This window comes from Salmonella sp. SJTUF15570 (assembly GCF_043357055.1).
Taxonomy (GTDB): domain Bacteria; phylum Pseudomonadota; class Gammaproteobacteria; order Enterobacterales; family Enterobacteriaceae; genus Salmonella; species Salmonella enterica.
In genome coordinates, this window is the sequence record NZ_JBEUKJ010000014.1 from 60,820 (window position 1) to 79,212 (window position 18,393).

Here is an 18,393-nt window from a genome sequence, read left to right on the forward strand (position 1 = left end):
AGTAGTATGTCGTTACTTGAACAACTGGATAAAAATATTGCCGCTTCTGGCGGCCTGATTGTCTCCTGCCAGCCCGTTCCGGGCAGTCCGCTGGATAAGCCGGAGATTGTAGCGGCAATGGCGTTGGCGGCGGAACAGGCGGGCGCGGTTGCGGTGCGTATTGAAGGCATAGACAACCTGCGTATGACCCGCTCGCTCGTTTCGGTACCCATTATCGGCATTATCAAACGCGATCTGGACGACTCTCCAGTGCGCATTACCCCTTTTCTCGACGATGTAGATGCGCTGGCGCAGGCTGGCGCAGCTATTATCGCCGTTGATGGAACCGCTCGGCAACGGCCGGTAGCCGTTGAGGCGTTGTTGGCGCGCATTCATCACCACCATCTACTGGCGATGGCCGACTGCTCATCCGTGGACGATGGTCTCGCCTGCCAACGGTTGGGCGCGGACATTATCGGCACGACAATGTCCGGCTACACCACCCCCGATACGCCGGAGGAACCCGATCTGCCCTTAGTCAAAGCGTTGCATGACGCCGGATGCCGGGTAATAGCCGAAGGGCGCTATAACTCGCCAGCACTGGCGGCGGAGGCGATCCGCTATGGCGCATGGGCGGTGACGGTGGGGTCCGCCATTACCCGTCTGGAACATATCTGTGGATGGTATAACGACGCATTAAAAAAGGCGGCGTCATGACTACGTTAGCAATCGATATTGGCGGTACTAAACTTGCCGCCGCGCTCATCGACAACAACTTGCGCATTAGCCAGCGTCGCGAGCTACCAACCCCCGCGAGCAAAACGCCGGATGCGTTACGTGAAGCATTAAAGGCGCTGGTTGAACCACTACGGGCAGAGGCGCGTCAGGTAGCGATAGCTTCTACCGGGATCATTCAGGAAGGGATGCTGCTGGCGCTAAACCCCCATAATCTGGGCGGCTTGCTACACTTTCCGTTAGTACAAACACTGGAAACGATCGCTGGCCTGCCGACGCTGGCGGTGAACGACGCGCAGGCGGCGGCCTGGGCGGAGTATCACGCGCTCCCTGATGATATCCGCGATATGGTATTTATCACCGTTTCAACCGGCGTTGGCGGCGGCGTTGTCTGCGACGGCAAGCTCCTTACCGGAAAAGGCGGTCTGGCCGGGCACCTGGGACACACCCTGGCGGACCCACACGGGCCCGTATGCGGCTGTGGACGCGTTGGCTGCGTAGAGGCCATCGCCTCTGGACGAGGGATGGCCGCGGCGGCGCGGGACGATCTGGCGGGATGCGACGCCAAAACCCTATTTATTCGCGCTGGCGAAGGTCATCAGCAGGCGCGACATCTGGTAAGCCAATCCGCGCAGGTAATAGCGCGGATGATCGCCGATGTGAAAGCGACTACCGACTGCCAGTGTGTGGTCATTGGCGGCAGCGTAGGGTTAGCTGAGGGATACCTGGAGCAGGTTCGCGCGTTTTTGATGCAAGAGCCTGCGCCTTATCACGTGGCGCTGAGCGCCGCTCGCTATCGGCATGACGCAGGATTATTAGGCGCTGCTTTGTTAGCTCAAGGAGACACATTATGATGATGGGGGAAGTACAGTCGTTGCCTTCTTGCGGGTTGCATCCGCGACTGCTGGATGCCTTGACTCTCGCGCTGGCGGCAAGGCCGCAGGAGAAAGCACCGGGGCGCTATGAATTGCAGGGCGACAATATCTTTATGAATGTAATGCAGTTAACGACGCAAATGCCGGCCGAGAAGAAAGCGGAATTGCATGAACAATACATTGATATTCAGCTACTACTAACCGGCGTCGAGCGTATTGCGTTTGGGATGTCCGGTGCCGCTCGCCAGTGCGAGGAGATGCACGTTGAAGAGGATTACCAGCTTTGTAGTCAAATTGTCGACGAGCAGACTATTACGCTGCAAGCGGGGATGTTTGCTGTGTTTATGCCGGGAGAACCGCATAAACCGGGATGTGCAGTGGGTGAGCCGGATGACATCAAGAAAGTGGTAGTGAAAGTACGCGCCAGTCTGCTGGCGGCCTGAATCTCTTGCCGGAGCAGTCTTCCGAACGCAGCCCCTTACGGGGCTGCGTGGTGAATGTGCCGGAGAGCGCGGGTATGACGGGTTAACGCTTAAACGTCACGGCTTCCGACTGGGTCAGGTGCAGCGTCGTCTGGCTCGGCACCGTCTCGGCAATTACCCGCCCGTGGCGAATCGAGTAACGGGCAGGCGTCTGGCGACGTACCGCGTCGAATCCATTCTCAGCGGGTAAGATAACCAGATTCGCGGCATTGCCGACGCTCAGACCGTAGTCCTGTAAATGCAGGGTTTTTGCGCTGTGGGTAGTGATCAGATTTAACCCGTCGTTGATTTGCCCATACCCCATCAACTGGCAAACGTGTAACCCCATATGCAACACCTGCAGCATATTTGCTGTGCCTAATGGATACCACGGGTCGAAGACGTCATCATGGCCAAAGCAGACGTTGATCCCCGCTTCCAGCATCTCTTTCACCCGCGTGACGCCACGACGTTTCGGGTAAGTGTCAAACCGCCCTTGCAGATGAATATTCACCAGCGGGTTGGCGACGAAGTTAATCCCCGACATTTTCAACAGGCGGAACAGGCGTGACGCATACGCGCCGTTGTACGAGTGCATAGCCGTGGTGTGGCTGGCGGTCACGCGCGCCCCCATGCCATCACGATGCGCCAGCGCCGCGACCGTTTCGACAAAGCGAGACTGCTCGTCATCAATTTCGTCGCAGTGCACATCGATCAAGCGATCGTATTTCTGCGCCAGTGCAAAGATTTTGTGCAGCGATTCAACGCCATATTCCCGCGTGAACTCAAAGTGCGGAATGGCGCCAATAACGTCAGCGCCCAAACGCACGGCTTCCTCTAACAGCGCTTCACCGTTGGGATAAGACAGAATACCTTCTTGCGGAAAGGCGACGATTTGCAGATCTACCCACGGCGCAACCTCTTGCTTCAGTTCCAGCATGGCTTTCAGCGCGGTGAGCGTAGGATCTGAAACGTCAACGTGAGTACGAACGTACTGGATGCCGTTAGCCATCTGCCATTTCAGGGTCTGCATCGCGCGCGCTTTCACATCTTCATGCGTGAGCATTGCTTTACGTTCTGCCCAGCGCTCAATCCCTTCAAACAGTGTGCCGGACTGGTTCCAGCTCGGTTCACCCGCCGTTTGCGTGGTATCCAGGTGGATATGTGGCTCAACAAACGGTGGAATAGCCAGACCGCCTTCGGCATCAAGCACTTCGCCCTGCGGTAACGATGCGGCTTCCTGAGGCTCAATCCGGCTAAAGCGCCCGTTTTCAATCGTAATCTGCCATAATCCTTCGTGTCCCTGCAGACGCGCCTGACGAATGGTGATGTTATTGTTCTGCATGGCTGACCTCTGGTGATTTAGCAAGGCTGCGGTTGAAAAGTGGATTCAGCAGGATATAGCTGAAGACGCCGCCGAGTACGGCGTTGACGGGCACAATACCAGGAACATAATGTCCGGCGGCGATGCCCAGCGCGACGGAAAGAATAGCAATCCAGTTAACGGGAATAAAGCGCACGGTGTTGAAGTCGGCATAGCGGCGACGGTTCAACAGATAGTCGGCAATAATCACTCCGCCAATCGGTGGGATGGCAGATGACAGGAACGTCAGCCAGCCGACAAAATTATTGTAAAGCCACAGCGCGCACACGGTACCGATAATCCCGTTCACCACCGACAGCGTACGGCTGGAAAGACCGGTAATATTGGCGAAGCCCAGACCCGATGCGTACAGCGCGTTATCGTTGGTGGTCCAGATATTCAGGCCAAGCACCACAATCGCGGGCAGCAGCAGCCCCTGCGCTATCATCACGTCAGAGATATCCGCCTGACCGACGGCGGCAGCGCCTGCCGCGCCAAAGATAAACATCAGCGAGTTGCCGAGGAAAAAAGCGACCATCGCAATCAGTACGGCGCTTTTGGCATGGCGCCCGAAGCGGACGAAGTCGGCGGTCAATGTACCGGCGCTGACAAACGAGCCCACCACCAGCGCCAGCGCGCTGGAAAAATCCAGCGGCGTCTGCGGCACTATCGTTTTTAAATGCTCCAGCCCACCCACGCCGCTGATCGCCAGCCAGACGGAGTAGCTGCCCAGTATAACGATCGCGGGTACGGCAACGATAGACAAAATGGTCAACGCCGAGATGCCGAAAAAAATGGTCAGGGTCATCAGCAGACCCGAAACGGCAATCAGGATATTGGCATCAATGCCCGTCGCTTTACTGACCGGAATAGCGAACATCGCTACGCCAACGCCAAACCAGCCCACTTGAGTACCGCCTAACAGCAGCGAGGGAAGCCATGAGCCTTTAACGCCAAAGGAGTAACGTGCAAGGAGGTGGGTGGAGAGTCCGGTTTTTGCGCCGATGTAACCAAGAAATGCAGTGTAGATACCGAGGAGGAGATTACCGAAGAGAACTGCGAGGAAGAAATCATTATAAGAAAGACCGGTGCCGAGTGTCCCTCCGGTCCACATACTGGCGGAAAAAAACGTTAAACCCAACATGACAAACGTCAGTGGAATCACGCCCTTCCGCGCCGCCAGAGGGACGGGGCCCTGGCTATAATTGTTGTCCTGCGACACAACGCCTCCATGAATTTTGCCCAAAAAATCCGCCGCATAATATACAGTTCTCAGAATAAAGCAAACGTTTTCGTGTGATATTTTTTTGATAATTATTCATGGAATTAATGGTTCGTTAGTTTTTCTCCGTTGTCAGTGAACCACCGCGTGTGAGTTGAGTTTCCAGCATGGTTTGCGAACGAATAAGTTCGTCTGTGAGTAATTTTTCGTCAGGCAGCTGCACTTTGTACTCGCTCGCCATGATGGTGTTTGGCAGGCCAGTCAGCGCGTAATGCGCTTCCCCCGCGCCTTTCCCTGCGCACAAAACCAGGCCGACTGGCGGGTTTTCTCCGGGCATTGTCCAGTGCTCTTTGGCATAGTTCAGGTACATATTCATCTGCCCGGCATCCGCATAACCGAATTTGCCTACCTTCAGGTCAACAAGCAACAGGCAGCGCAAGCGACGATGGAAGAACAGCAGGTCGACGCGGAACCAGCTATCGTCTATGCGTAGTCGGCGTTGGCGGCCAACAAAAGCAAAATCGTCACCGAGCTCCAGCATAAAGTCCATCAGGTGGCTGAGCAGCGCGTCTTCGAGATCTGATTCGGAATATTCGTCCTTCAGGTTAAGAAATTCCAGAATGAACGGGTCGCGTATGGTTTGCTCCGGCAAAACGTTTGGCCCGGCGGGTGCAGGCTGCTGCAACATGGCGGATTTGTCGTGGGACAGTAGCGTTCGTTCGTAAAATTGAGTGGCGATTTGCCTGTCGAGCTGCCGTACGGACCAGCCGTTACGTAGCGTCTCTTTCTCGTAAAAAGTGCGGGCATCGGGATTTTTTACCGACAAGAGGCGGACATACGCTGACCAGGGGAGAGGGAATGTTTTGGCGAGCGGTATGAGATTTGAAGATTCCGCAGACAGTGTCTGCGGAATTTCAATATCTTGAAAACAAAGATAAAATGTACGAATTTGCCATAGGTTTCTGGTGGAAAAACCGCGCTTATAGCGCTGACTTAAATCTACCGATAATCGTTCGATAAGCTGAGTACCATAGGCCGCTCGCGCTTCTCCTCCCTGTTCAAATTCGACAATGCGTCGGCCAATTTCCCAGTAGGTGGCAGTCATAATGGCATTGATGCTGCGCACGGTCTCGGTACGTGCCGTATCGACCAGACGAATAATACCGTCATGAATTTGCTGATATTCATCAGACTGTGGCGCTAAAGTTGGATTCGTCATGTCATCCCTTACGTGATAGTTTCATTGTGAAATTAGAACGCTATCAATACGCTTCAGGCGTAAACGGATCAATCCATGAACGGATTTTACATGGCATTACATCTCGATTTACGAGCGGGTTTCCAGAATCGGCAGGAGAGATATTGAGGAGAGGAATATCGGCTCCCCAGCCATCAGCACAAGGCATCAACCGGGGAGCCGGAAGGGTTACACTTCGAGGTAGTTCATAATCCCGTCAGCCGCCTTACGGCCTTCGGCAATCGCCGTCACCACCAGATCGGAACCGCGCACGATGTCGCCACCGGCGAAGATTTTCGGGTTGCTGGTCTGGAAAGCATTATCGCTGCGTTCCGGCGCGATAATTCGTCCCTGCGAGTCCAGCTCCACGCTGTGTTTCGCCAGCCATTCCATGCTGTGTGGACGAAAACCAAACGCCATCACCACCGCATCAGCCGGAACCACATGCTCGGAACCGGCGACGATCTCCGCCCGTCGACGGCCTTGGGCATCCGGTTCGCCCATTTCAGTGCGCACCATTTTTACGCCGCTCACTTTGCCGTTGGCATTGACTTCAATGCCCAGCGGTTGAACGTTAAACTGAAACTCGACACCTTCCTCGCGCGCGTTCTTCACTTCGCGTCTGGAGCCCGGCATGTTCTCTTCATCACGACGATAAGCACAGGTTACGTGCGTTGCGCCCTGGCGTATGGAAGTGCGTACGCAGTCCATTGCGGTATCGCCGCCGCCCAGCACCACCACGCGTTTGCCTTCCATGCTGACATATGGTTCGTCGCTGGTTTCGCCAAACCCCATGATCTGCTTCGTATTGGCGATCAGGAACGGCAGAGCGTCGAAAACCCCGTCCGCATCTTCATTTTCCAGCCCGCCGCGCATCGACTGATAGGTGCCGACGCCAAGGAATACCGCATCGTAATCTTTCAGCAGATCTTCAAGCTGTACATCACGACCCACTTCGGTATTAAGTTTGAACTCAATACCCATGCCGGTGAAGATCTCGCGACGACGGGTCATCACCTCTTTTTCCAGTTTGAAAGCTGGAATACCGAAGGTCAGCAGGCCGCCGATTTCCGGATGGCGATCAAAGACCACCGCCTTCACGCCGTTGCGGGTCAGCACGTCGGCGCACGCCAGCCCTGCCGGACCTGCGCCGATAATCGCTACCCGTTTGTCCGTCTGGCGCACGCCGGTCATATCCGGGCGCCAGCCCATTTCAAACGCTTTATCGTTGATATAGCGCTCAATGTTACCGATGGTCACCGCGCCGAACTCATCGTGCAGCGTACAGGAGCCTTCGCACAGGCGGTCCTGCGGGCAGACGCGGCCACACACTTCCGGCAGGGTGTTGGTCTGGTGCGATAGCTCAGCCGCCTCAAAAATACGCCCTTCGTTAGCCAGTTTCAGCCAGTTCGGGATGTAGTTATGTACCGGACATTTCCACTCGCAGTAGGGGTTACCGCAGGACAAACAGCGATCCGCCTGGGCTTTCGCCTGACCTTCAGAAAACGGTTCGTAGATTTCAACAAACTCGATCTTACGGATCTTCAGCGGTTTCTTCGGCGGATCAACGCGCTGCAGGTCGATAAATTGATAAACATTCTGGCTCATTTCAATTCCTTACTGCGCCTGCACGCGCAATTCTGCCGCACTACGACTACGGTGGCCCAACAGGGCTTTGACATCGCTGGACTTGGGCTTCACTAACGCGAATTGGGTTGAGAAGCTTGACCACCTGGACAGGATCTCTTCGCCGCGTTGCGAACCAGTATGTTGCACGTGCTCGGTGATCAGGCCGCGCAGATGCTCTTCGTGGATAGCCAGCGAATCAACGTCCAGTACTTCTACCAGTTCCGGGTTCACGCGTTTACGGAATTCGCCATCTTCGTCCAGCACATAGGCGAAGCCGCCGGTCATCCCCGCGCCGAAGTTAACGCCGGTTTTACCCAACACGCAGACGATGCCGCCGGTCATGTATTCACAGCCGTTGTCGCCGATGCCCTCTACTACGGTAATCGCCCCGGAGTTACGCACGCCGAAACGTTCGCCCGCGCGGCCCGCCGCGTACAGACGGCCACCGGTGGCTCCATACAGGCAGGTGTTGCCGATAATGCTGGCTTTATGGCTGAGGAAGGCGGAACCTACCGGTGGTCTGATGGCGATCAAACCACCTGCCATACCTTTACCGACATAGTCGTTGGCATCGCCAGTCAGATATAACTCTACGCCGCCCGCGTTCCACACGCCAAAGCTCTGGCCTGCGGTACCGCTGAAGTGCGCTTTAATCGGATCGGAAGCCAGCCCCTGATCGCCGTGGGTCTGTGCGATGTAGCCGGAAAGCGACGCGCCGACGGAACGATCGGTGTTGCGGATGTCGAACCAGAAGGTTTTGCTCTGGCGCGCATCGACAAACGGCTTCGCCTGCTGCAACAGTTGCGCATTCAGCACGCCGTTATCAAACGGCGGGTTATTCTCGGTGCAGTACAGCGCTTTACCCGGATGAGGTTCAGCGGTTTCCAGTAGACGAGACAGCGCCAGCTTCTGCTGTTTAGCGGTGAAGCCCTCCAGCTCTTTCAGCAGGTCGGTGCGGCCAATCAAATCCACCAGGCGGGTCACGCCAAGCGAAGCCATCAGCTCGCGCACTTCGCGGGCGATAAATTCAAAGTAGTTGGTTACTTTGAACGGCAGGCCGTGATAGTGGTTCTTACGCAGTTTTTCATCCTGCGTCGCCACGCCGGTTGCGCAGTTGTTCAGATGGCAAATGCGCAGGTATTTACAGCCCAGCGCCACCATCGGGCCGGTGCCGAAGCCGAAACTTTCCGCACCGAGAATCGCCGCTTTAATGATGTCGACGCCGGTTTTCAGACCGCCGTCCACCTGCAGACGAATCTTGTGACGCAGACCGTTGGCGACCAGCGCCTGCTGGGTTTCAACAAGTCCGAGTTCCCACGGACAGCCCGCATATTTCACCGAAGAGAGCGGGCTGGCGCCGGTACCGCCGTCGTAACCGGCGATGGTGATCAGATCCGCATAGGCTTTCGCCACGCCGGTCGCGATGGTGCCGACGCCCGGTTCGGACACCAGCTTCACGGAGATCATCGCCTTCGGGTTGACCTGTTTGAGGTCGAAAATGAGCTGCGCTAAGTCCTCGATAGAGTAAATATCGTGGTGCGGCGGCGGGGAGATCAGCGTCACGCCCGGCACTGAATAACGCAGTTTAGCGATATACGGAGTGACTTTATCCCCCGGTAACTGACCGCCTTCGCCCGGTTTCGCGCCCTGCGCGACTTTAATCTGAATCACATCGGCATTGACCAGGTAGGCCGGCGTCACGCCAAAGCGACCGGAGGCCACCTGTTTGATACGCGACACTTTATTGGTGCCGTAGCGCGCCGGGTCTTCGCCGCCTTCGCCGGAGTTGGAGTTGCCGCCGAGGCTGTTCATCGCTTCCGCCAGCGCTTCGTGCGCTTCCGGACTTAATGCGCCGATAGACATGGCTGCGGTATCAAAGCGTTTAAACAGCTCACTGGCGGGCTCAACCTCGTCGATAGTCACCGCCTCGCCGTCTGGATGTATCGCCAGCAGATCGCGCAGCGTTGCCGCCGGACGCTCATTGACCAGCTTGGCGTATTCCTGATAATCGCTGTACTCGCCGCTCTGTACCGCCTGTTGCAGGGTACGCACGACATCCGGGTTATAGGCGTGATATTCGCCGCCGTGGACGTACTTCAGCAGGCCGCCCGGGCTAATGGGTTTGCGCGCCAGCCAGGCGCGTTTGGAGAGATTCAGCAGATCCTGCTGGAAGTCATCAAAGCTCGCGCCGCCGATACGGCTGACCACGCCCTGGAAGCACAGGTTTACCACATCATCGTGCAGCCCGACCGCTTCAAACAGTTTGGAGCAGCGGTAAGAGGCAATGGTCGAAATGCCCATTTTGGACATAATCTTGTACAGCCCCTTGTTGATGCCGTTACGGTAGTTCTGCATCACGGTACGGTAGTTTTTAGCGATGGCCTGGGTATCAATCAGACGCCCCAGCGTTTCGTAGGCCAGGTACGGATAGATGGCCGTTGCGCCAAAGCCGAGCAGTACCGCAAAGTGGTGCGGATCGCGGGCGCTTCCGGTTTCTACGATGATGTTAGCGTCGCAGCGCAGGCTTTGTTCCACCAGACGCGTTTGCACCGCGCCCACCGCCATCGGCGCGGGCACCGGCAGGCGATTCTTACCGATATTGCGATCCGAGAGGACCAGCAGCACGGTGCCGTTGCGCACCATCTGTTCCGCTTTATCGCACAGCGCCTTAACCGTCGCGTCCAGTGTGGTTTCGGTGACATCAAAGGTAATGTCAAGCCAGTCGGCGCGGTAGTGATGCTCGCTCATGGTAGTGAGCTGTTTGAAATCGGAGTACAGCAGAATTGGCGATTTAAAACTCAGGCGATGGGCCTGACCTTCCGCTTCGCAGAAGACGTTCATTTCGCGACCGATGCTGGTGGCGAGCGACATGACGTGCGCTTCACGCAGCGGGTCGATAGGCGGGTTAGTGACCTGCGCGAACTGCTGGCGGAAGTAGTCGTAAATAATACGCGGCTGGCTGGAGAGCACGGCAAAGGGGGTATCGTCGCCCATTGAACCGACGGCTTCCTGGCCGTTTTCGCCCAACACGCGGATAACCGAGTCCAGCTCTTCGGCGCTGTAGTTAAACTGTTTCTGATAGCTGGCGAGCAGGTCATCGTCCAGCTCGCGGCTACCGACTTCTTCATCAGGCAACTCTTCAAACGGCACCAGACGGCGAACATTCTTTTCCATCCACGCTTTATACGGATGGCGGCTTTTCAGATCGTCATCGGTTTCCGCGGAATGCAGAATACGTCCGCCGCGGGTGTCGATCACCATCAGCTCGCCTGGGCCGACGCGGCCTTTCTCGACCACTTCATCCGGCTGATAGTCCCAGATACCGACTTCGGAGGCGCAGGTGATCAGCTTGTCTTTGGTAATGACATAGCGTGCCGGGCGCAGGCCGTTACGGTCAAGGTTACAGGCGGCGAAGCGCCCGTCGGACATCACGATGCCTGCCGGTCCGTCCCACGGCTCCATATGCATGGAGTTAAAGTCAAAGAAGGCGCGCAGATCCTGGTCCATATCGGGGTTGTTCTGCCAGGCGGGCGGCACCAACAGGCGCATGGCGCGGATAATGTCCATCCCGCCTGCCAGCAGCAGTTCCAACATGTTGTCCAGCGAGCTGGAATCCGAACCGGTTTCGTTAACAAACGGCGCAGCGGACTGTAAATCCGGGATCAGCGGCGTCTGGAATTTATAGGTACGGGCGCGCGCCCACTGGCGGTTGCCGGTGATGGTGTTAATCTCGCCGTTATGCGCCAGGTAGCGGAACGGCTGCGCCAGCGGCCAACGCGGCACGGTGTTAGTGGAAAAGCGCTGGTGGAACAGGCAGATGGCCGATTCCAGACGCAGATCCGCAAGATCCAGGTAGAAGCGCGGCAGATCCGCCGGCATACACAGACCTTTATAAATGTTGACCAGGTTCGACAGGCTGCATACGTAGAAATCTTTGTCGTCCTGCAGGCGTTTTTCAATGCGTCGGCGGGCGATAAACAGACGGCGCTCCATATCACGCGGACGCCAGCCTGCCGGAGCGTTGACAAAAATCTGCTCAATACGCGGCAGAGAGGAGAGGGCGATTTCACCGAGCACGCCTTCATTGGTTGGCACATCGCGCCAGCCGACAATCGACAGGGTTTCCTGCTGTAATTCTTCTTCGACAATATGGCGTGACGCGGCGGCCAGTTCAGGATCTTTATTCAAAAAGATCATCCCGACGGCGTAGTTTTTGGCTAAGCGCCAGCCGCGCTCTTCGGCCACGATGCGAAAGAAACGGTCAGGTTTTTGTAACAGCAAGCCGCAACCGTCGCCGGTTTTACCGTCGGCAAGGATCGCGCCACGGTGCTGCATCCGGGCCAGCGCGTGTATGGCGGTACGCACTACCTTGTGGCTAGGTTCGCCTTCTATGTGGGCGATCAGGCCGAAACCACAGTTATCCTTCTCAAGGGATTTATCGTACAACATATCAGTGAACCTCCCCAGGCTCTACGGGACGCTCTCCCAACCGACGGCGCGCGGGCACAGCAAGAGCATGGCGACGGGGCTGGCGCATCATACGCTTACCTCGCATTCGCCCTCTTTGTGTCCTTTGCGCATTGGTAAATACGGTTAAGAGGGAATCTCAATTACTGCATAAATATGATGAGCAGACGGCTCATCCAGAAAGCTTCCAGCGGATCCCCAACTTATCGGGAATCCACACCCAGGTCAAATGGCAAACTGATTTATGCAAAAGTGTGCTGTAGCACAGATAACTTTTTGAATCTGTTGAAATTAAAAGGTTTTTTATAGAAGGGCTGCTAATACGGAGCGGCAGAAAGCCTGTGATCTGTCTCACTATAAGAGCCGCTCGCCAGGCATTATCTGACCTTGCTTTTTCAAAAATCTTGGCATTTTATGCTGTTTTAAGCGTGAGCAGTATTGAATGCTACTGTTTTTATCGATGACCCAGCAAACGCTGAAAAAAGAGGGGAATATCAGGAAAAATCATCAGCGGGATTATGAATGAAATATCGTTTATTTTGCTTGATTATGCAATGGATAAAAGCCTTCCGGGACGATTGATCCAGGTCATCGCCAAAGGAGACTAAAAATGGCAGGCTTTGGCCTCTTTTTAAGAGGCGGTCTATCAGATTATGCAGTTACAGAAATTAGTCAATATGTTTGGTGGGGATCTTTTACGTCGGTATGGGCAAAAGGTTCATAAGCTGACGCTTCATGGCGGTTTTAGCTGCCCTAATCGCGACGGCACCATCGGGCGTGGCGGTTGCACCTTCTGTAATGTCGCCTCTTTTGCCGATGAGGCGCAGCAGCAGCATTCGATTGCCGAGCAGCTTGCGCATCAGGCGCATCTGGTGAACCGCGCTAAACGCTATTTGGCCTATTTCCAGGCCTACACCAGCACCTTTGCGGAAGTGCAGGTGCTGCGTTCCATGTATCAACAGGCGGTCAGCCAGGCCAGTATCGTCGGGTTATGCGTCGGTACGCGTCCGGATTGCGTCCCGCAGTCAGTAGTAGATTTACTGTGTGAATATAAAGATCAAGGCTACGAGGTGTGGCTGGAACTGGGATTGCAAACCGCGCACGATAAAACCCTGCACCGAATTAACCGCGGGCATGACTTCGCCTGCTATCAGCGTACCACCCGGATTGCCCGGGAGCGCGGGCTGAAAGTGTGCGCGCATCTGATTGTGGGGCTGCCGGGCGAAGGGCAGGCAGAATGCCTGCAAACCATGGAGCGTGTGGTGGAGACGGGCGTTGACGGTATTAAACTGCATCCGCTGCATATTGTGAAAGGCAGTACGATGGCCAAAGCCTGGGAAGCGGGGCGGCTGAACGGCATCGAACTGGACGACTACACGCTAACGGCAGGTGAGATGATTCGTCATACGCCGCCGGAGGTAATTTATCACCGAATTTCAGCCAGCGCTCGCCGTCCGACGCTGCTTGCCCCGCTGTGGTGCGAGAATCGCTGGACGGGGATGGTTGAGCTGGACAAATACCTGAATGAGCATGGCGTACAGGGCTCTGCGCTGGCCCGTCCCTGGATACCACCTGTAGCGTAGCGTGATGAGGGGCGCTACGCATATTTCGCACAATATTCAACGCGGTTCCCATAATTGGGTATTATGTGCGAAGTTGTGGTGAAGGAATCCTCTATGAAGCAAATTCGTATGCTGGCGCAATACTATGTCGACCTGATGATGAAATTGGGTCTGGTGCGCTTTTCCATGCTCCTGGCGTTGGCATTGGTGGTGCTGGCGATTGTCGTGCAGATGGCGGTGACCATGGTACTGCATGGTCAGGTTGAAAGTATCGACGTTATTCGTTCCATCTTTTTTGGCCTGTTAATTACGCCCTGGGCGGTCTATTTCTTATCCGTTGTTGTTGAACAACTGGAAGAGTCAAGGCAGCGACTGTCGCGTCTGGTGCAAAAGCTGGAGGAGATGCGCGAGCGCGATCTCAAGCTTAACGTACAGTTGAAGGACAATATTGCCCAGCTTAATCAGGAAATTGCCGATCGCGAAAAAGCGGAAGCGGAGCTGCAAGAGACATTTGAACAGCTAAAAGTAGAAATTAAAGAGCGTGAAGAAGCGCAAATCCAGCTAGAACAGCAATCCTCTTTTCTGCGCTCCTTTCTGGACGCCTCGCCGGATTTGGTTTTTTATCGTAATGAGGATAAAGAATTTTCCGGCTGTAACCGCGCAATGGAATTGCTAACCGGCAAGAGCGAAAAACAGCTGGTGCATTTGAAGCCGGAAGATGTGTACTCTCCCGAAGCGGCGGAGAAAGTCATTGAAACCGACGAAAAAGTATTCCGCCATAACGTCTCCCTGACCTACGAACAGTGGCTGGATTACCCGGACGGACGAAAGGCCTGCTTTGAAATTCGTAAAGTGCCTTATTACGACCGTGTCGGTAAACGTCATGGCCTGATGGGATTTGGTCGTGATATTACCGAACGTAAGCGTTATCAGGACGCGCTGGAACGCGCCAGCCGCGACAAGACCACATTTATCTCTACCATCAGTCATGAGCTGCGCACCCCGCTTAACGGCATCGTCGGTTTAAGCCGCATCCTGCTGGATACCGATCTCACCGCCGAACAGGAAAAATACCTTAAAACAATCCATGTCTCCGCCGTGACGTTAGGAAATATTTTCAATGATATCATTGACATGGATAAGATGGAGCGGCGTAAGGTTCAGCTTGATAACCAACCGGTTGATTTCACCAGCTTTATGGCCGATCTGGAAAACCTTTCCGGTTTGCAGGCGCAGCAAAAAGGGCTACGTTTTGTGCTTGAGCCGACGCTGCCGCTGCCGCACAAAGTCATTACCGACGGAACGCGTCTGCGCCAGATTTTATGGAATTTGATCAGCAATGCGGTGAAATTTACTCAGCAGGGCCAGGTGACGGTGCGGGCGCGCTATGATGAAGGCGACATGCTGCACTTTGAAGTGGAAGATTCCGGGATCGGCATTCCGCAGGATGAGCAGGATAAAATTTTCGCCATGTATTATCAGGTGAAAGACAGTAACGGCGGCAAACCGGCAACGGGGACCGGTATCGGGCTGGCGGTCTCCCGTCGGCTGGCGAAAAATATGGGCGGCGATATTACCGTTTCCAGTCTGCCGGGCAAAGGATCGACCTTTACGCTAACGGTTCATGCGCCAGCGGTGGCGGAAGAGGTGGAGGACGCCTTTGATGAAGATGACATGCCGCTGCCCGCGCTGCATGTTCTGCTGGTCGAAGATATTGAACTGAACGTGATCGTGGCGCGTTCGGTACTGGAAAAACTGGGTAACAGCGTGGATGTCGCGATGACCGGCAAGGCGGCGCTGGAGATGTTCGCGCCGGGCGAATATGACCTGGTCTTACTGGATATTCAACTACCGGATATGACGGGGCTGGATATTGCCAGAGAACTGACCCGTCGCCACACGCGGGAAGATTTACCGCCGCTGGTAGCGCTTACGGCTAACGTTCTGAAAGATAAAAAAGAGTATCTGGACGCTGGTATGGACGATGTGCTGAGTAAGCCGCTGTCGGTGCCGGCCTTAACCGCGATGATTAAAAAATTCTGGGATGCCACCGATAAAGAGGAGAGTACCGTGACGCCTGAAGAGAGCGATAAAGCGCAAGCGCTGCTGGATATCCCGATGCTGGAACAATACATCGAGTTGGTTGGGCCTAAATTGATCACTGACGGTCTCGCGGTATTTGAAAAAATGATGCCTGGCTATTTAAGCGTGCTGGAGTCCAATCTGACGGCGCGTGACAAAAAAGGCGTCGTTGAGGAAGGGCATAAGATTAAAGGCGCCGCCGGTTCGGTAGGGCTGCGTCATCTGCAACAGCTTGGCCAGCAAATCCAGTCGCCGGATCTTCCCGCCTGGGAAGATAATGTCGCGGAATGGATTGAAGAGATGAAGCAGGAGTGGCAGCACGATGTCGCGGTGCTGAAAGCCTGGGTGGCAAACGCGGAAAAAAAATGACCCCGGTTTGACCGGGGTGCGCGAATACTGCGCCAACACCAGGGAAATCGTGGCTGCGCCGTGCTTATTATGATGATGTCAAAGGCGCAGTCCTGTTTTCAGGCCGCACGCAGTTAAGATAGCAAATCCTAAATGATTTGTTACATGAATCATTTAAATGTGTGAAGCGTAGCATTTTAATCAAAATTATTAATGGGCTTGAGTCGGTTGCAGGAGGATGTTCACCATGAAAAAAATTGGCGTAGTGCTCAGCGGATGCGGCGTCTATGACGGCGCCGAAATTCATGAGGCCGTTCTGACGCTGTTGGCCATTGCCCGCAGCGGCGCGCAGGCTGTCTGCTTCGCGCCGGATAAACCACAAGCGGATGTTATTAATCACCTGACCGGCGAAGCGATGGCGGAAACGCGTAACGTCCTGATTGAGGCGGCGCGTATTACGCGGGGCGATATTCGTCCCCTGTCCCAGGCTCAACCAGAGGAACTGGATGCGCTCATTGTGCCTGGTGGTTTCGGCGCGGCGAAGAACCTGAGTAATTTCGCCAGCCAGGGGAGCGAATGCCGGGTGGATAGCGATGTCGTCGCGCTGGCGAAGGCCATGCACCAGTCCGGCAAGCCGCTGGGATTCATCTGTATCGCGCCCGCAATGTTGCCGAAAATCTTTGACTTCCCGCTACGTCTGACAATAGGGACGGATATTGATACCGCTGAAGTACTTGAAGAGATGGGGGCCGAACACGTACCTTGCCCGGTTGATGATATCGTTGTGGACGAGGATAACAAGGTCGTGACCACCCCTGCCTATATGCTGGCGCAGGATATCGCCCAGGCGGCAAGCGGCATTGATAAATTAGTGTCGCGCGTGCTGGTTCTGGCGGAATGAGCAAACGACGCATCGCGCCGTTAACGTTTTTGCGCCGTCTACTTTTACGTATCCTTGCTGCGCTCGCCGTCTTTTGGGGCGGCGGCATTGCGCTGTTTAGCGTGGTTCCGGTGCCTTTTTCGGCGGTGATGGCGGAACGGCAGATTAGCGCCTGGCTCGGCGGAGAGTTCGGTTATGTGGCGCATTCTGACTGGGTCAGTATGGCGGATATCTCGCCGTGGATGGGGCTGGCGGTAATTGCGGCGGAAGACCAGAAGTTCCCTGAGCACTGGGGCTTTGATGTTCCGGCGATTGAAAAAGCGCTGGCGCATAATGAGCGGAATGAGAGCCGTATTCGCGGCGCCTCTACGCTTTCGCAGCAAACGGCGAAAAATCTCTTTTTATGGGATGGACGCAGTTGGCTGCGCAAAGGTCTGGAGGCCGGGCTAACGCTGGGTATTGAAACTGTCTGGAGCAAAAAGCGCATTCTCACGGTTTATCTGAATATCGCGGAGTTTGGCGATGGTATTTTCGGCGTGGAGGCTGCGGCGCAACGGTATTTTCATAAACCTGCCAGTCGCTTGAGTATGTCTGAAGCCGCGTTGCTGGCGGCGGTATTGCCAAATCCGTTACGCTATAAGGCGAATGCGCCTTCCGGCTATGTGCGTAGCCGGCAGGCGTGGATTATGCGCCAGATGCGCCAACTGGGCGGGGAATCTTTTATGACGCGCAACCAGCTTAATTAATTTTGTCGAATGGCGGCGCGAACGCCTTATCTGGCCTGCGATCTGTGTCGTCCAGGCCTGATAAGCACAGGCCATTAAGCTTCGTGAGAAGTAAGCGCCAGCCGTTTCTTGTCTTTTGGCTGCGCGTCCCTCTCCAGGGCAACGGCCAGCGCAGGCTGGGCGATAAACCGCTGCCACACTCTCTCCAGTTTGCGTTCACAGCACCATGTTGACCAGGTCGCCAGCGGGATAAAGGTACTTTCCCCCAGATTGTCGCAAACCACCGGAACCACTTCTGACTCGCTGATACGCTGGCACAGGATATTTTGCGGCTTCAGCGACATCGTCACAATATGGTTATCCAGCAGGTAACGTTTCAGTTTTTTCAGTAGCCGCCGCAGGACAGCGACATCCTCTTCATAACGACATTGCGCGGCGAACTCGGTCAGGGTAATAGAGGGCGCGCCGTTGAAATCGGTAATCATGTCGTAGACATAGCCGGTGCCGCAATCGGTTTCTACCGTGCCGTAATAACGGGGGATAGCGCTCCAGTCCGTCAGGTAGCGGGACAGATGCGCATAGTAGCTCAGTTCACGCCGAATCTCTTTATCACCGCCGTGGTCACGGTTGTAAATAACTTTTATGCAACGCCGGGCATTATCCGGATGCGTATAGCATTTACGATGTCGACCAGCGCCCAGCGGAGTCTGTTCGGATAAAAGGATCATGGCAAGTCCTGGAAAAATTTATTCACATAAATTTAGTATGGACAAAGAACTTAAACAAAACCTAAACGAAATTTTTTAAGGTTTTCTTAATGTTTTTATG

Annotated in this window: 13 protein-coding genes; 7 read left to right on the top strand and 6 right to left on the bottom strand. The window is 55.1% G+C overall.

Features of this window, described 5'->3' with window-relative positions:
* The first annotated feature begins 6 nt into the window (after positions 1 to 6).
* The 3 genes from ABVN44_RS21265 to nanQ are packed head-to-tail and all read left to right on the top strand — an operon-like array spanning position 7 to position 2,032.
* Positions 7 to 696, top strand: coding sequence for an N-acetylmannosamine-6-phosphate 2-epimerase (locus ABVN44_RS21265; RefSeq protein ID WP_000054439.1), 690 nt, complete (start codon positions 7 to 9; stop codon positions 694 to 696).
* A complete protein-coding gene (gene nanK / locus ABVN44_RS21270; RefSeq protein ID WP_000208983.1) occupies positions 693 to 1,568 on the top strand; it encodes an N-acetylmannosamine kinase in 876 nt (291 codons plus the stop codon). The genes ABVN44_RS21265 and nanK overlap by 4 nt, the downstream gene beginning before the upstream one ends.
* Positions 1,565 to 2,032, top strand: a complete 468-nt coding sequence (gene nanQ, locus ABVN44_RS21275; RefSeq protein ID WP_000979901.1) for an N-acetylneuraminate anomerase — start codon at positions 1,565 to 1,567, stop codon at positions 2,030 to 2,032. Before nanK ends, nanQ begins: the two co-directional genes overlap by 4 nt.
* A gap of 82 nt (positions 2,033 to 2,114) precedes the next feature.
* Here nanQ and ABVN44_RS21280 read toward each other — a convergent pair whose 3' ends face one another.
* The 5 genes from ABVN44_RS21280 to gltB all read right to left on the bottom strand — a co-directional run bounded on the left by ABVN44_RS21280 (position 2,115) and on the right by gltB (position 11,950).
* Positions 2,115 to 3,395, bottom strand: coding sequence for a cytosine deaminase (locus ABVN44_RS21280; RefSeq protein WP_052908335.1), 1,281 nt, complete (start codon positions 3,393 to 3,395; stop codon positions 2,115 to 2,117).
* Positions 3,382 to 4,635 (bottom strand): cytosine permease, encoded by a 1,254-nt coding sequence (gene codB / locus ABVN44_RS21285; RefSeq protein WP_023232445.1) that lies wholly within the window; start codon positions 4,633 to 4,635, stop codon positions 3,382 to 3,384. Before codB ends, ABVN44_RS21280 begins: the two co-directional genes overlap by 14 nt.
* 115 nt (positions 4,636 to 4,750) lie before the next feature.
* Entirely contained in the window at positions 4,751 to 5,854 is a 1,104-nt protein-coding gene (locus tag ABVN44_RS21290) for a YhcG family protein (protein ID WP_023232446.1), read from the bottom strand.
* Positions 5,855 to 6,061: 207 nt separating this feature from the next.
* On the bottom strand, positions 6,062 to 7,480 hold the full coding sequence (gene gltD, locus ABVN44_RS21295) for a glutamate synthase subunit GltD (RefSeq protein WP_000081637.1): 1,419 nt from the start codon (positions 7,478 to 7,480) through the stop codon (positions 6,062 to 6,064).
* Positions 7,481 to 7,489: 9 nt separating this feature from the next.
* The gene (gene gltB, locus ABVN44_RS21300) at positions 7,490 to 11,950 is read right to left on the bottom strand and encodes a glutamate synthase large subunit (RefSeq protein WP_001748595.1); all 4,461 of its coding nucleotides are present in this window, start codon (positions 11,948 to 11,950) and stop codon (positions 7,490 to 7,492) included.
* Positions 11,951 to 12,621: 671 nt separating this feature from the next.
* Here gltB and ABVN44_RS21305 point away from each other — a divergent pair.
* The 4 genes from ABVN44_RS21305 to mtgA all read left to right on the top strand — a co-directional run bounded on the left by ABVN44_RS21305 (position 12,622) and on the right by mtgA (position 17,586).
* The gene (locus ABVN44_RS21305) at positions 12,622 to 13,551 is read left to right on the top strand and encodes a TIGR01212 family radical SAM protein (protein WP_023232447.1); all 930 of its coding nucleotides are present in this window, start codon (positions 12,622 to 12,624) and stop codon (positions 13,549 to 13,551) included.
* 93 nt (positions 13,552 to 13,644) lie between these two features.
* Positions 13,645 to 15,981 (top strand): aerobic respiration two-component sensor histidine kinase ArcB, encoded by a 2,337-nt coding sequence (arcB, locus tag ABVN44_RS21310; RefSeq protein WP_000809820.1) that lies wholly within the window; start codon positions 13,645 to 13,647, stop codon positions 15,979 to 15,981.
* A 226-nt stretch (positions 15,982 to 16,207) separates the two neighbouring features.
* Positions 16,208 to 16,861, top strand: a complete 654-nt coding sequence (elbB, locus tag ABVN44_RS21315; RefSeq protein ID WP_000719811.1) for an isoprenoid biosynthesis glyoxalase ElbB — start codon at positions 16,208 to 16,210, stop codon at positions 16,859 to 16,861.
* Positions 16,858 to 17,586 (top strand): monofunctional biosynthetic peptidoglycan transglycosylase, encoded by a 729-nt coding sequence (mtgA, locus tag ABVN44_RS21320; protein ID WP_000044646.1) that lies wholly within the window; start codon positions 16,858 to 16,860, stop codon positions 17,584 to 17,586. The genes elbB and mtgA overlap by 4 nt, the downstream gene beginning before the upstream one ends.
* Positions 17,587 to 17,660: 74 nt before the next feature.
* Here mtgA and yrbL read toward each other — a convergent pair whose 3' ends face one another.
* On the bottom strand, positions 17,661 to 18,293 hold the full coding sequence (gene yrbL / locus ABVN44_RS21325) for a PhoP regulatory network protein YrbL (protein ID WP_000602192.1): 633 nt from the start codon (positions 18,291 to 18,293) through the stop codon (positions 17,661 to 17,663).
* Between the last annotated feature and the right edge of the window lie 100 nt (positions 18,294 to 18,393).

What these genes read in the sequence shown, in the direction of transcription:
- ABVN44_RS21265 (WP_000054439.1), top strand. Translation starts at nt 7, where the DNA reads ATGTCGTTACTTGAACAACTGGATAAAAATATTGCCGCTTCTGGCGGC.
- nanK (WP_000208983.1), top strand. Translation starts at nt 693, where the DNA reads ATGACTACGTTAGCAATCGATATTGGCGGTACTAAACTTGCCGCCGCG.
- nanQ (WP_000979901.1), top strand. Translation starts at nt 1,565, where the DNA reads ATGATGATGGGGGAAGTACAGTCGTTGCCTTCTTGCGGGTTGCATCCG.
- ABVN44_RS21280 (WP_052908335.1), bottom strand. Translation starts at nt 3,395, where the DNA reads ATGCAGAACAATAACATCACCATTCGTCAGGCGCGTCTGCAGGGACAC.
- ABVN44_RS21290 (WP_023232446.1), bottom strand. Translation starts at nt 5,854, where the DNA reads ATGACGAATCCAACTTTAGCGCCACAGTCTGATGAATATCAGCAAATT.
- gltD (WP_000081637.1), bottom strand. Translation starts at nt 7,480, where the DNA reads ATGAGCCAGAATGTTTATCAATTTATCGACCTGCAGCGCGTTGATCCG.
- gltB (WP_001748595.1), bottom strand. Translation starts at nt 11,950, where the DNA reads ATGTTGTACGATAAATCCCTTGAGAAGGATAACTGTGGTTTCGGCCTG.
- ABVN44_RS21305 (WP_023232447.1), top strand. Translation starts at nt 12,622, where the DNA reads ATGCAGTTACAGAAATTAGTCAATATGTTTGGTGGGGATCTTTTACGT.
- arcB (WP_000809820.1), top strand. Translation starts at nt 13,645, where the DNA reads ATGAAGCAAATTCGTATGCTGGCGCAATACTATGTCGACCTGATGATG.
- elbB (WP_000719811.1), top strand. Translation starts at nt 16,208, where the DNA reads ATGAAAAAAATTGGCGTAGTGCTCAGCGGATGCGGCGTCTATGACGGC.
- mtgA (WP_000044646.1), top strand. Translation starts at nt 16,858, where the DNA reads ATGAGCAAACGACGCATCGCGCCGTTAACGTTTTTGCGCCGTCTACTT.
- yrbL (WP_000602192.1), bottom strand. Translation starts at nt 18,293, where the DNA reads ATGATCCTTTTATCCGAACAGACTCCGCTGGGCGCTGGTCGACATCGT.